The sequence below is a fragment of the Kitasatospora sp. NPDC029312 genome, assembly GCF_055569215.1.
In genome coordinates this window covers 20,691-33,403 of the sequence record NZ_JBVHXY010000026.1, presented here as the reverse complement: position 1 = coordinate 33,403, position 12,713 = coordinate 20,691, and the positions used below count along the sequence as shown (strand labels likewise).

9 protein-coding genes are annotated in these 12,713 nt (G+C 73.6%); 3 read left to right on the top strand and 6 right to left on the bottom strand.

What is annotated here, in order from left to right; translation table 11 throughout:
* Positions 1-199: 199 nt before the first annotated feature.
* The 3 genes from pruA to ACZ4WV_RS21670 all read right to left on the bottom strand — a co-directional run bounded on the left by pruA (position 200) and on the right by ACZ4WV_RS21670 (position 3,938).
* Positions 200-1,828, bottom strand: coding sequence for an L-glutamate gamma-semialdehyde dehydrogenase (pruA, locus tag ACZ4WV_RS21680; protein ID WP_465749073.1), 1,629 nt, complete (start codon positions 1,826-1,828; stop codon positions 200-202).
* 248 nt (positions 1,829-2,076) lie between these two features.
* Entirely contained in the window at positions 2,077-3,345 is a 1,269-nt protein-coding gene (locus ACZ4WV_RS21675) for an FAD-dependent oxidoreductase (RefSeq protein WP_465749071.1), read from the bottom strand.
* On the bottom strand, positions 3,342-3,938 hold the full coding sequence (locus ACZ4WV_RS21670) for a PadR family transcriptional regulator (protein WP_465749069.1): 597 nt from the start codon (positions 3,936-3,938) through the stop codon (positions 3,342-3,344). The genes ACZ4WV_RS21675 and ACZ4WV_RS21670 overlap by 4 nt, the downstream gene beginning before the upstream one ends.
* Before the next feature lie 145 nt (positions 3,939-4,083).
* On the opposite strand from ACZ4WV_RS21670, the gene ACZ4WV_RS21665 reads away from it, so the two are divergent.
* Positions 4,084-5,685 (top strand): PucR family transcriptional regulator, encoded by a 1,602-nt coding sequence (locus tag ACZ4WV_RS21665; protein ID WP_465749067.1) that lies wholly within the window; start codon positions 4,084-4,086, stop codon positions 5,683-5,685.
* A 57-nt stretch (positions 5,686-5,742) separates the two neighbouring features.
* Here the strand turns inward: ACZ4WV_RS21665 and ACZ4WV_RS21660 are convergent, their stop codons facing one another.
* Positions 5,743-7,233: an alkaline phosphatase PhoX gene (locus ACZ4WV_RS21660; protein ID WP_465749065.1), complete on the bottom strand. Its 1,491-nt coding sequence runs from the start codon at positions 7,231-7,233 to the stop codon at positions 5,743-5,745.
* A 222-nt stretch (positions 7,234-7,455) separates the two neighbouring features.
* Positions 7,456-8,622, bottom strand: a complete 1,167-nt coding sequence (locus ACZ4WV_RS21655) for a hypothetical protein (protein ID WP_465749063.1) — start codon at positions 8,620-8,622, stop codon at positions 7,456-7,458.
* 134 nt (positions 8,623-8,756) lie between these two features.
* Between ACZ4WV_RS21655 and ACZ4WV_RS21650 the strand changes: the two genes are divergently transcribed.
* Positions 8,757-9,215: a VOC family protein gene (locus tag ACZ4WV_RS21650; RefSeq protein WP_465749061.1), complete on the top strand. Its 459-nt coding sequence runs from the start codon at positions 8,757-8,759 to the stop codon at positions 9,213-9,215.
* A 62-nt stretch (positions 9,216-9,277) separates the two neighbouring features.
* On the opposite strand, the gene ACZ4WV_RS21645 is transcribed toward ACZ4WV_RS21650, so the two are convergent.
* Entirely contained in the window at positions 9,278-10,960 is a 1,683-nt protein-coding gene (locus ACZ4WV_RS21645; protein WP_465749059.1) for a hypothetical protein, read from the bottom strand.
* Positions 10,961-11,289: 329 nt separating this feature from the next.
* On the opposite strand from ACZ4WV_RS21645, the gene ACZ4WV_RS21640 reads away from it, so the two are divergent.
* Complete coding sequence (locus tag ACZ4WV_RS21640; protein ID WP_465749057.1) at positions 11,290-12,621, top strand: MFS transporter; 1,332 nt, start codon at positions 11,290-11,292, stop codon at positions 12,619-12,621.
* Positions 12,622-12,713 lie beyond the last annotated feature (92 nt).

Below are 12,713 nucleotides of genomic sequence, written 5' to 3'. Positions count from 1 at the left end.
AACCGGGACGCAGAGAGAAGAACGAAAGGGAGCATTGTGCCGCTGAGGGTTGGTGTTCAAAGGGGGGAGAGAGGGGGGGGGGGGGGGGGGGGGTGGGGCCCCCCCCCCCCCCCGGCGGGGGCGACGCCCGGCTGCGGGACCGGGCGTCGCGGGTGACCGGCGGCTACGGGAGGAACCGGCTGGTCGGCAGCAGGGCTGGTCAGCCCATGTGCGGGTAGCGGTAGTCGGTCGGCGGGACGAAGGTCTCCTTGACCGACCGGGTCGAGGTCCAGCGCGCCAGGTTCTGCTTGGCACCGGCCTTGTCGTTGGTGCCGGAGGCCCGGCCGCCGCCGAAGGGCTGCTGGCCGACGACGGCACCGGTGGGCTTGTCGTTGATGTAGAAGTTGCCGGCGGCGAAGCGCAGCCTCTCCATCGCGTGCTCGACGGCCGTACGGTCCTGGGCGATGATCGAGCCGGTCAGGCCGTACGCCGACACCGACTCCATCTGAGCGAGCATCTCGTCGTACTCGTCGTCCTCGTAGACGTACACGGCCAGGATCGGGCCGAAGTACTCGTCCTTGAAGTACTCGCTCGCCGGGTCCTGGCAGACCAGGACGGTCGGGCGGACGAAGTAGCCGACGGAGTCGTCGTAGGTGCCGCCGGCCAGGACCTCGACCTGCTGGTCCGCCTGGGCGCGGTCGATGGCGGCCTTGTTCTTGGCGAAGGCGCGCTCGTCGATGACCGCCGACATGAAGTTGGACAGGTCGGTGACGTCGCCCATGGTGAGGCCGTCGACCTCGGCGGCGAACTCGTCCTTCAGGCCGGCCCACAGCGACGCCGGGACGTAGGCCCGCGACAGCGCCGAGCACTTCTGGCCCTGGAACTCGAAGGCGCCGCGGGTCATCGCGGTCTTCAGGACCTTCGGGTCGGCGGACGGGTGGGCGACCAGGAAGTCCTTGCCGCCGGTCTCGCCGACGATCCGCGGGTAGGTGCGGTACTGCGAGATGTTGTTGCCGACCTCGCGCCACAGGTGCTGGAAGGTGGCGGTGGAGCCGGTGAAGTGGATGCCGGCCAGCGCCGGGTGCTTGAGCGCCACGGCGGAGACGTCCAGGCCGTCGCCGGTGACCATGTTGATGACGCCCTTGGGCAGGCCGGCCGCCTCCAGCAGCTGCATCAGCAGGTGCGCGGAGAACTGCTGGGTCGGGGAGGGCTTCCACAGCACCACGTTGCCCATCAGCGCGGGCGCGGTCGGCAGGTTGCCGGCGATCGCGGTGAAGTTGAACGGCGTGATCGCGTAGACGAAGCCCTCCAGCGGGCGGTGGTCGCTGCGGTTCCACACGCCGTCCGAGGAGATCGGCTGTTCGGCCATGATCTGGCGGGCGAAGTGCACGTTGAAGCGCAGGAAGTCGACCAGCTCGCAGGGGGTGTCGATCTCGGCCTGCTGGGCGGTCTTGGACTGGCCGAGCATGGTGGCGGCGGCCAGGGTCTCGCGCCAGGGGCCGGCCAGCAGGTCGGCGGCCTTGAGGAAGATCGCGGCGCGGGAGTCGAAGGAGAGCGCCTGCCAGGCCGGGGCAGCGGCCAGGGCAGCGTCGATGGCGTCCTGCGCGTCGGCCTGGGTGGCGTTGCGCAGGGTACCGAGCCGAGCCGCGTGGTTGTGCGGCTGGACGACGTGGATCTCGGTGCCGCCGCCCATCCGGCGCTCACCGTTGATCGTCATGGTCAGCTGGACCGGCTCCTGGCCGCCCAGCTCCTTCAGCTTGGCCTCCAGACGGGCCCGTTCCGGGCTGCCGGGGGCGTAGCTGTGGACCGGCTCGTTCACCGGCGCGGGGACCTGGGTCACAGCGTCCATAGAGCGCACGCTCTCCTTCGTTCAGTGCGGGGGATTGCCGGCGCGGGTCGCACGCCGGCCACAGCACGAACGCTATTCCTGCCCGCCCGGCCACATGATTGGCCGGGCGGCTAAATTCCCCCGTACGGCGTTGTCCGCGCCGACGAAACCGGTCACGCGGCGGTCACGACCGCCCGTCACAACCGCCCGTCACGACCGCCCGCCGGGACGCCGGGCGCCCCGTCAGGCGATCCGCTCGGGCGCCCCGTTCAGGCGGCCCGACCGTGCCGCCCCGCCCCCGGCACCGGCACCGGCACCGGCACCGGCACCACCCGCTGCTCCCAGTCGATCCGGTAGCCGTGCACCGGCCGGAGCATCTTCTCCGGGCTCATGAAGGTCCGCATGGCGATCGGCGCGAGCAGCCGGAACACCATCCGCCCGACCGCCCCCGAGGACTTCTGGTTGTTGGTGCGCGCCGCGTCGGCGGCGACCTTCTCGACCCGGGGCCGGCGCAGCGCCTCGTAGGCGGCGAAGGCGGCGGTGTGGTCGGGCAGGTCGCGCAGGCAGCGGGCGAGTTCGACGGCGCTCTCGACGGCCAGCGAGACGCCCTGGCCGGAGCTGTTGGAGGGCGCGTGCACCGAGTCGCCGACCAGCACCATCCGGCCGCGGTACCAGTGCGGCACGGAGGGCATGATCTCCAGCTTCGGGAAGGTCTCCATGGTCTCCGGGTCGGCCATCCGCAGCACCTCGCGGGCGGGCAGGTCCTCGGCGTGCAGCTCCTGGCAGCGGCGCAGCCACTGCGCCGCGTCGACGGCCCGGACCTGCTCCGGGGAGAGCTGTTCGGGCTGCGGGATGTTGCTGAACCAGGCCGTCCCGCTGCCGTCGGCCAGGCCCCAGTAGCCGAAGAAGGCGCGGGCGCCGTTGGCGAAGTGCACCGACTCGCCGCGACCGGCCCGCCCGGGCAGCCGGTAGGAGCTGTAGCCGCCGATGCCGAGCAGCCCGGTGTACTGGGCGGCGGGCGCGGCCGGGTCGATCAGGGTGCGGACGGTGGAGCCGGTGCCGTCGGTGCCGATCAGCAGGTCGCCGGTGGCGCTGGTGCCGTCGGCGAACCGGGCGGTGATGCCGTCGGGGCCCTCCTCGGTGCCGACCAGCCGCTTGCCGTAGTGGATCGTGATGCCGGTCTCGGCGAGCCGCCGTTGCAGCACCTCGTACAGTTCGGCGCGGCGCATCAGCCGGCCGCGCGGCAGGTCGGCGAGGCCGGCGAACTCGGCCAGCACGCCGCCCTTGCCGTCCTCGATGACCATCGGGCCGACGGGCTGCCCGATCCGGCCGACCTCCGCCTCCAGGCCGACGAGGGCGAGCGCCCCGAGCCCATTGGGGGCGATCATGAACGTGCCGCCGATGCCCTCGGCGGAGGTCCGGTAGGCCTCGAAGACCTCGGCCTCGATGCCGGCCTTGCGCAGGGCCAGCGCCATCACCGGGCCGGCGATGCCGCCGCCGATGACCAGGGCCTTCTTCGACGTACGCGGTGCACTCATTGCAGACTCCCGAAGTCTTCCTGCCAGGAGCGGACGAAGTCCGGCTCCCGGAGCTGTGAGACGAGGCGTTCGATGAAGGCGATCTCGGCCTCCAGTCCGCCGATCCGGTACTCCTCCTCGATCAGGAAGAGCCAGCCGACGCCCTCCTCGGTGGCCTTGCGCAGCGTCGCCCGGATGGCCGCCACCTGGGCGGTCAGGGCGGCCCGCCGCCGCTCCAGGAGCTCCACGGCCTCGGCCGGCGGGAGCACCATGAGCAGCGACAGCGAGACCCCGAACGCGGGGTACTCGTGCTGCGGCTCGGCGACGAGTTCGCGCATCCAGTCGAAGAGCTCCGCCCTTCCTTCCGCCGTGATGGCGTAGACGGTGCGCTCGGGCCGCTGGGTGTCGCGGACGGTTTCCTGCTCGGCGACGAACCCGGCCTTCCGCAGCTGCTCCACGACCATGTACAGCGAGCTGCGGTTGTACTTGATGTTGCGGTCCTTGGCGTGCTCCTTGAGTCGGCGCCCCATCTCGTACGGGTGCAGCGGCTCGGCCAGGAGTTCGGCCAGGACCGCCAGGGCCAGCGGGTTCGACACCTTGCGTCGCTTCGCCACGAGACGTCCTCATCTCTTGGTCAGTACCGACTATCCGACATCGAATAGTCAGAGTCAACTATTTCCGAGTGACGAACCACAACGCTGTCCGCCCGGCTAAAATCAACCACACGGCGTTGTCCGAGCGGATGAAGGAGGGCCCGGAGTGACCATCCCCGGTCTCCCGCTCCGCCGACTGCTGATGTCCCTGGGCGAGCCGCTGGTCGAACTCCAGGCCGCCCCACAGGGGTTGGACGTCCCCGTCCGCGACGTCGCGATCCTCGACCCGGAAGATCCGCCCACCGCCGCCCCCGGCGAACTCGTCCTCGCGATCGGCGCCCGCGGCCGCGCCGCCCTGCCCGCCCTGCGCGCCGCCGGCCGGGCCGGTGCGGCGGCCGTCGCGGTCAAGCTGGACGGCCCCGGCCAGGCCGACGCCCTGCGCGAGGCCGCCACCGACGCGGGCGTCGCCCTGCTGTCGGTGCGCCGGGAGACGCGCTGGGAGCACCTGGACTCGCTGGCCCGCGCGATCATCGCCGGCCCGGACGCCCCGGACGCGCCCGGCGCCCCCGAGCCCAACGCCGGCGACCTCTTCTCCCTCGCCCAGACCGTCGCCGTGCTCACCAGCGGAATCGTCTCGATCGAGGACACCTCCAGCCGGGTGCTCGCCTACTCCCGCTCCTCCGACTCCGACGAGGTCGACGACCTGCGCCGGCTGTCCATCCTCGGCTGGCAGGGCCCGGAACCATACCTGTCCAAGCTGCGCGAGTGGGGCATCTTCCAGCACCTGCGCAGCTCGGACGCCCCGATCGCGGTCGAGCCGCACCCCGAGCTCGGCCTGCGCCGCCGGCTCGCGGTCGGCATCCGGGCGGGGACGCAGCCGCTGGGCACCATCTGGGTGCAGGAGGGCGCCCAGCCGCTGGCCCCGCACGCGGAACAGGCCCTGGTCGGCGCCGCCCGGGTGGCCGCCGCCCAACTGGTGCGCCGCCGCCGCGAGTTGTCGGCCGACGTTCGGCTCACCCAGACCCTGCTGACCGGCCTGCTGGAGGGCTCCACCGGCCCCCAGTCGCTGGCCACCCACCTGGGGCTGGACCTGCGCCGCCCGGCCACCGTGCTGGCGTACAGCGCGCACACCACCGAGGCGCTGCACCGCTCCGACGTCACCGGCCTGATCTCGGTGCACACCGCGGCCCGGCACCGCACCGCGCTGCTCGCCCCGATCGAGTCCCGGGTCTACGTGCTGCTGCCGGAACTCCCGCCCGGCCTGCCGATGGCCACCGTGCGGGACTGGGCGGCCGAGGTGGTCACGGCCGCCCGGGAGCACCTCGGCGTCCCGCTGCGCGCCGCGATCGGCGCGACCGTCGACGGCCTGTCCCAGGTGCCCGACTCCCGCGCCCAGGCGGACCGCATCCTGGACGCGATGGGCCGCGGCGGGGTCGACCTCGACGTCGCGGCGCTGATCGACGTCCAGGCGGAGGTGCTGGTCAGCGAGATGCTGGCGCTGCTCCAGGACCGCACCGGCCTGCGCGACCCGCGGCTGACCGCGCTCACCGCGTACGACCGGCGGCACGGCACCCGGCTCGCCGAGTCCGTGCTCGCCTGGCTGGACGCGCTCGGCGAGGTCCGGGTCGCCGCCGACGCCCTGCACATCCACCCCAACACCCTGCGCTACCGGGTGCGCCGCGCCGAGCAGTTGACCGGCATCGACCTCGCCCAGCCGCAGCAGCGGCTGCTGGCAATGCTGCAATTGCGGCTGCCCGCGGACGAGTAGTCCGCGGGCAGCACGACGAGCCGGGCCGGCGCTAGGACTCGCCGGACACGCCCCGGCTCACCCGCCGTAGCCCTGACCGCGCTGGTGCTCGTTCAGCCGGCGCCACGGGCCGGTGATCGCCAGCTGGATGCCCGGCGTCTGGATGTTGGCGAACAGCGTCCCGCCGTCGTCCGAGAAGGTCACCCCGGTGAACTCGCTGAACTCCGGCTTCTCGGCGGTGCCGATGTTCAGCTCGTTGCGGGCGATCGGGTAGACCAGCCCGTCCTCGGTGGCGCCGAACAGGTGCGAGACGCCCTCCCCGTCCTCGGCGATCACGATGCCGCCGTACGGCGAGACGGTGATGTTGTCGGGGCCGTCGAAGTTGTCGTGGTCGCCCCACACGTCGGAGTTGACGCCCAGCAGCACCTTCAGCGTGATGGTGCGGCGGGCCGGGTGATAGAACCAGACCTGGCCGTCGTGCTGCCGCGGGCTCTCCGAACGGGCGTAGCTCGAGACGAAGTAGAAGCCGCCGTCACCCCACCACATGCCCTCCAGCTTGCGGGCCCGGGTGACCTCGCCGTCCGTGAACTGCTTGCGCACCGAGACGGTCCGGGCGTCGCGGTCCTGGACCTTGACCCAGTCCACGCCGTAGACGGTGCCGATCTCCGTGGCCCGGGAGAGGTCGTCGACGAGCTTGCCGTGCGAGTCGAAGACCTTGAAGGCCTCCAGCGTCCCGGCGTCCGGGGCGAGCCGGCGCAGCTGGTGGCGGCCGTGCCGGAACCCGGCCGGCGGGGTCCAGCGGAACAGCAGGCCGTTGGGGTTGGAGGCGTCCTCGGTCAGGTACACGTGGCCGCGCTTCGGGTCCACCACGACGGCCTCGTGGGCGTAGCGGCCGAAGGCCTTCACCGGCTGCGGGTCGCGGTTGTAGTCGTCGTCGAAGGGATCGACCTCGAAGACGTAGCCGTGGTCCTTGGTGAAGCCGTTCTTGCCCGCCCTGTCCTCTGTCTCCTCGCCGGACAGCCAAGTGCCCCACGGGGTCACGCCGCCCGCGCAGTTGGTGGCGGTGCCGGCGATGCCGACCCACTGCTCGACCGAGCCGTCCCGCTTGGCGTGCACGATGGTGCAGCCGCCGGCCGCGCCCGGGTCGTAGACGTGCCCCTCGGTCAGCGGCACCGGGTACGGCCAGTTGGCCCGGGCGCCGGACAGCTCGTGGTTGACCACCATCAGGTTGCCGCCGTGCTCGTCCTCGAAGGCGGAGGTGCCGTCGTGGTTGCTCGGGGTGAACTCGCCGGTGCGCAGCCGGGTCTGACCGGCCCGGTTGAGCACCCGGTACGAGAAGCCCTTCGGCAGCGACAGCAGCCCGGCCGGATCCGGCACCAGCGCGCCGTACCCGATGGCGGCGCCGCCCGCCGCGTTGGTCCCGGTGGCGCCGGCGGCCGGCAGTTCACCGCCGACCGGGGCGGCGATCGCGCCGGGGGCACTGGCCAGTGCCTCGGCACTGCCGGCGATCAGCACGCCGGCCCCGACGAGGGTGGAACGGTTGACGAAGTCCCGGCGGGACAGCGACATGGCAGCAACTCCTGAGGGGTGGGCGGGCGTCGAGGCGGGTCGTCGACGCCCAGCAGACTGCGCCGCAGGGGTGAACCCGGCATGACGGCCGCGTCACGCGCAGGCGGCCGTTTGCCGACCGATGACTTTCCCTTGGCTCATGCTTTACCACGGCCCGGTCAGCCCCACCCGTCATCCCATGCCATCCGGTCAGCCCCACCCCGCCTGGTCAAGCCCACCTGGTCAGCCCCACCCCGCCCGCCACTGCTCCCAGGCCGACAGCCAGAGCTGCTCGGCCAGCCGGTGCTCCTCCCACACCGCGGCCCCGCCGCCCGGCCGCTCCCGCCACAGCTGCTCCCAGGCCCGCTGCGCCGGCAGGCTCGCCACGTCGCTGGCGAACACCGTGTACCGCACGACCTCCTCCACGGCCGCCTCCCCCGCCGGCGTGCCGACCAGCCAATGGGTCTGCTGCGACAGCCGGTTGAGGTGGTTGACCATCGAGGTCACCGCCGCCGAGGCCTCCTCCCGGGTCTCCGTGGCCAGCCGCATCTGCTGGCGCACAGCCGCCTCCCAGCGCACCGCGCAGGCGTCCCCGCGCAGCCCGCGCGGCAGCCTCGGCGTGCGCCCGGCCCGCACCTGCGCCTCGATCGCGGCGGTCTCCGCGATGCTCTGCGCGATCAGCTCCCGGTGCGCCTCCAGCCCGATCACCGGGGGCAGTTCGCGCTCCTCGACCGGCACGCACCGGGCCCGCCGGGAGGCGAGGTCCCGCAGCAGGTCGGTGCGCCCGCTCAGGTAGCGCTCGAAGTCCCCGATCAGGCCGAGTTCCACCCCGCCGGGGTCCACCCCGCGCCCGCACACCGTGACGGTCAGCCCGCCGACCCGCAGCCGCCCGGCCCAGACCGGCCGGGCCGGCTCCGCTCCGCCCTGGGCCACCGGCCGGTCCTCGTGCACCTCCACCGCGCGGGGCTCGCCGTCCACGGTGATCCACTCGCGCAGCGCCCGTACCCGGCCCGGACCGTCGCCCTCGTCGATGCCCAACTGCTCGTAGACGCGGTCGCGCTCGTCCTCCACGACGTCCTCCAGCTCGGGCAGCGGCTCGCCGCTTTCGGCCCCGGGGCGGTAGGTGCGCACGGTCACGTACGGCCCGGCGACGGAGCTCCAGTCGCCGCACTGCACCTCGACCCAGCGCAGGTCGCCGTCGCAGGTCTCGAAGGCGGCCAGTGCCTCGCCCCAGCGGGCCGGCCCGGCGGTCACGCCGTACACGGGGAAGTCGAGCGCGGACAGCGCCCGGCGGGAGAACTCCTCCTGGTCGGCGAAACGATCCTGCCCGCCCAGCCGGGTCCGGCCAGACCCTCCACCGTCGCGCTCCTGGGGCCTTCCGCCGCTCTCCCGCATCATCCTGTGCCGCACCCCCGAGTCCTCGCGCCCGCACCGCTGCCGCCACCTTACGTGCCGGGAGCTGTCGGGTCATCAGCTCTGCCACCGCCCCGGGCGGTGGCCGTGTCAGACTCCCGGTTGTCAGCCGCCCTCCCTACGCTGGCCGCATGACCGAACAGAACACGCCGAACGAGCCCGGCTTCCCCGCCCGGATCAGCATCGTCACCCTCGGGGTCTCCGACCTCGGCCGCAGCGCCCGCTTCTACGAGAGCCTCGGCTGGAAGCGCTCCGCCGCCTCCAGCCCGGAGATCGTCTGGTTCCGCACCGCCGACTCCGTGCTCGGCCTCTTCCCCACCGAGGAACTGGCCGCCGACGCCGGCGTGCCCGCCACCGGCGAGCCCTCCTTCCGCGGCGTCACCCTCGCGGTGAACCTGGAGTCCCCCGCGCTGGTGGACGCCGCGCTGCGCACGGCCGTCGAAGCCGGCGCCGTCGTGGTCAAGCCGCCGGTCCCGACCAGCTGGGGCGGCTACTCCGGCTACTTCGAGGACCCGGACGGGCACCTGTGGGAGCTGGCCCACAACCCGTTCTTCCCCTTCACCGAGGACGGCTCGCTGGACCTCCCGTAAGGAGCCCCGGGGCCTCCCGTAGGGGACCCCGGGGACTCCCCCGAGTCCCCCGGCCCGGATTCCTAGCCCTTGGACCGCGCCTTGAAGGCCGCCTTGCGCGCCTCCTTGGCCAGCGCCCGGTCCGGGTGCAGCTCGCCGATCGCCTCCAGGACGTCCGCCGTGTACGGGTGGTCGACCCGCCACAGCTCGCCGAACCACTCCACCGGATCGCCGGTCACCGGCAGGTCGGTGATCAGTTCGCGCAGCAGCTCGGTGTCACCGCCGTTGTCCAGCAGCTGGGCGGCGAAGGTGTCGACCACCGTCCACAGCGCCATCGCCCGCGAGGGCGCCGGCACGTCCGGCGCGCCCTGCGCGGACAGCCAGGCCCGCGCCGAGCCGCCCAGCTGCGGGTCGTCCAGCACCTCCCGGACGGCGGGCTCGGCGCCCGGCCCCAGCAGGTTGAGCGCAGAGACGCACAGCATCCGGCGCAGCGGCCCGTACCCGTCGTCGCCGCGCGCGGCCGCCAGCAGCTCGCGGGCCGCCCCGACCGGCTCCCGGCCGGCCACCCAGACCTTCAGCTCCTCCTCCGGCAGCACGTTGGCCGCCTCGCACACCCCGCGCAGCAGCTCCGCGGCGTCGCCCTGGGCCAGCTCACCGACCAGCGGGGCGTCGTAACCGTCCTCCAGCAGCCACTGCCGGATGCCGTACTGGCCGAGCGGGGTGAGCCGGACCAGCCCGAAGCGGGCCGACTCCTCCTCGTCCAGCGGTTCCTCACCGACGACGGCGGGCTCCTCGCCCTCCTCCTCGTCGAACAGCTCCGGGTCGATCGGGCGGTACTCCAGCAGGCCCAGCTCGGCGAGGTCTCCCAGCATCGGGTCCAGCGCGACCATGACGTCGGTGATGTCGCCGAGCAGTTCCTCGCTCGGTTCCTCGCCCTCCGGGACCACCAGCAGCGCGGCCAGCACGCCCAGCGGCACCGTCTCGTTGCCGGGCTCGGCGAAGGCGGTGGTCTCGTACAGCACCTGCAGCGCCTCGTCGAGCAGTTCGGCGGCGGCGTCCCGGGCCTCCTCGACCTCGTTCAGGCCGTCCTCGTCCTCCTCGCCCTCCTCCGAGGCCGCCCCCAAGCCCGCCTCCGAGCCCGCCTCCGAAGGGGCGCCCCCGGCCTCCGCCGGCTCCGCCTCCTCCGGTTCCTCCGATTCCTCGGGCAGCGAGTCCGCCTCCACCGCCAGCTCCCGGACGATCCCGGCGGCGGTCAGCCACAGCTCCAGGACGGTGTCCGGGTCCCCCTGCTCGACGGGCTCCAGGTCCGGCCCCGGAACCGCGACGTGCTCCCCGGCGGCGGTCGTCCCCAGCTCCACCAGGTCCAGGTCGCAGGCCAGCGACCAGGCCCGCAGCGCTTCGACCTCGGCCTCCTCCGGCACCTCGCCCTCGGCCGGGGCCAGCCCCAGCAGCCGCGCCGCGGGGGCGCGGTCCTCCTCGACCAGGTCGCCGAACTCGTCCACCGTGCGGTGCGGGGCGGCCCAGCGGGCCAGCGCCAGGGCGTAGCCGAACATCGGGACGGCTTTCGCCTGCTCGGCCAGCTCCTCGTCGGCGGGCAGCTTGACCGGCGGCACCAGGACGGCCGCGTCGTCGAGGTCCTCGTCGTCCAGACCGTGCGCGGCGAACGCCCCGTAGAGGTCCTGGAGCTCCATGTCGGCGGGCAGCACGGCCTCGGCCGTACCCTCTGCCGCCGAAGCCCCGGCGTTCTTCCGACGTCGTCCGGCCATCGTTGTGTGCTCTCCCTCAGCCAGCGGTCAGCTCGAACAGCTCCGCGTACCGATCTACCACCTCAGCGTATAGGCCGGGCACCCCCGGTGCCCGGCCTCCGGGGGCGCTCACGGGGGCGCGCGGCGTTTCCGTGCGCCCACGCCTTATCCTTCGCAGTGGCACCGTGCACCACCCCGCACGGGCCGCGGGGCGACGAAGCCCCCGTTCTTCAGCTCATCCGCTCCACCAGGGAGCCCGCACCGCGGCCACCACCACAGCGCCTCAGGGACGGGCGTGCCGGCACACCCCGCCGACCCCGGGTGGCGCCCTGCCACAGGAGACCCCTCACATGGCGGACCTCTCCCCCGCCGGCTCCGGCCTGCGCACCGCGCAGCTCGACGGACGCCGACTGTCGGAGGCCCTGCTTCCCCTGGAGCTCGCGCCGCGCGCCCAGCTCCAGCTCGCCGCGATCAGCCGCTGGAACGCGCTGCGCGGCGTCCGCGTCGGCCTCGTCTCGACCGCTCTGCTGCTCATGCTGATCGGCGCCAACCTGGCGACGCCGATCTACCCGATGATCCAGCAGCGCCTCGGCCTGACCGCGCTCGACACCACGATCCTCTTCACGGTCTACGTGTTCGCCCTGGTCCCGGTGCTGGCCGTGGTCGGCCACTGGTCCGACCACCTCGGCCGGCGCGCCCTGATCCTGCCCGCCGTCGCCCTGGCCGCCGCCGGCGACGTCGTGTTCGCCACCTCCGGCAGCTTCTGGCAGCTCGCCGTCGGCCGGGCGGTCCAGGGCATAGCCGTCGGCCTGTCCACCGGCGCCGCCGGAGCCGCCCTCGGCGACCTGCTGCCCGACCACCCGACGCTCGCCGCCAAACTCACCCTGGCCTGCTCGGCGGGCGGCGTCGCACTCGGCCCGGTCGTCGGCGCCCTGCTGGCCGGCGGCTCGGACCCGCTGCTGACACCCTTCCTCCTGCACGCCATCGCCCTGCTCGCGCTCTGCGTGCCGCTGGCCGTCGTCCACCCCCGGATGCCCGGCCGCAGCCGCCCGCCGGCGTCCCCGCCCCGCATCACCACCCCGGCTCACCTGCGCCCCCAGCGCCTGCGGCTGCCGCGCACCGGCCGCCGCGAGTTCCTGCTCGCCGCCTCGGCCGGCTTCATCTCCTACGCGGTCTTCGGCGTCTACCTCAGCCTGGCCCCCTCCTTCGCCGCCAAGCTGCTGCACACCCCCTCGCACCTGACCGGCGCGATCGTGGCCGCCCTGCTGCTCGGCTCCTCGGCCGCCGCCCAGCTGATCGTCCCGCCGACCTCCGACCGCCTGGTCATCGCCCTCGGCGTGACCGGCCTGGCCGCCGGCCTCGCCCTGGTCGTCGCCGCCGGGTACACCGGCACCCCCGCCCTGCTCTTCATCGGCAGCGTCCTCGGCGGCGCCTGCCAAGGCGTCGCCTTCCGCTCCCTCTTCACCAGCGCCGTCGCCGCCATGAACCCGGAACGCCGGGGCTCCGAACTGAGCGCCCTGTGGGTGATCGTCTACCTCGGCAGCTCCCTCCCCATCGTCATCGTCGGCGCCCTCGTCCAGACCTACGGCCTCCTCCCCGCCATCAGCGGCTTCGCCACCCTGGCCGCCCTCCTCTGCGCCACCCTGGCCGTCGCCGTCGCCCGCAAGCCCAAGCACGCCTGACCGCACACGAAGCGGGGGGGGGGGGGGGGGCCCCCTGGGGGGGGGGGGGGGGGGGGGAGGCCAGGCGCCAACACGCGGAGGGGTGTAGCAAA

What these genes read in the sequence shown, in the direction of transcription:
- pruA (WP_465749073.1), bottom strand. Translation starts at nt 1,828, where the DNA reads ATGGACGCTGTGACCCAGGTCCCCGCGCCGGTGAACGAGCCGGTCCAC.
- ACZ4WV_RS21675 (WP_465749071.1), bottom strand. Translation starts at nt 3,345, where the DNA reads ATGAGTGCACCGCGTACGTCGAAGAAGGCCCTGGTCATCGGCGGCGGC.
- ACZ4WV_RS21660 (WP_465749065.1), bottom strand. Translation starts at nt 7,233, where the DNA reads ATGTCGCTGTCCCGCCGGGACTTCGTCAACCGTTCCACCCTCGTCGGG.
- ACZ4WV_RS21650 (WP_465749061.1), top strand. Translation starts at nt 8,757, where the DNA reads ATGACCGAACAGAACACGCCGAACGAGCCCGGCTTCCCCGCCCGGATC.
- ACZ4WV_RS21645 (WP_465749059.1), bottom strand. Translation starts at nt 10,960, where the DNA reads ATGGCCGGACGACGTCGGAAGAACGCCGGGGCTTCGGCGGCAGAGGGT.
- ACZ4WV_RS21640 (WP_465749057.1), top strand. Translation starts at nt 11,290, where the DNA reads ATGGCGGACCTCTCCCCCGCCGGCTCCGGCCTGCGCACCGCGCAGCTC.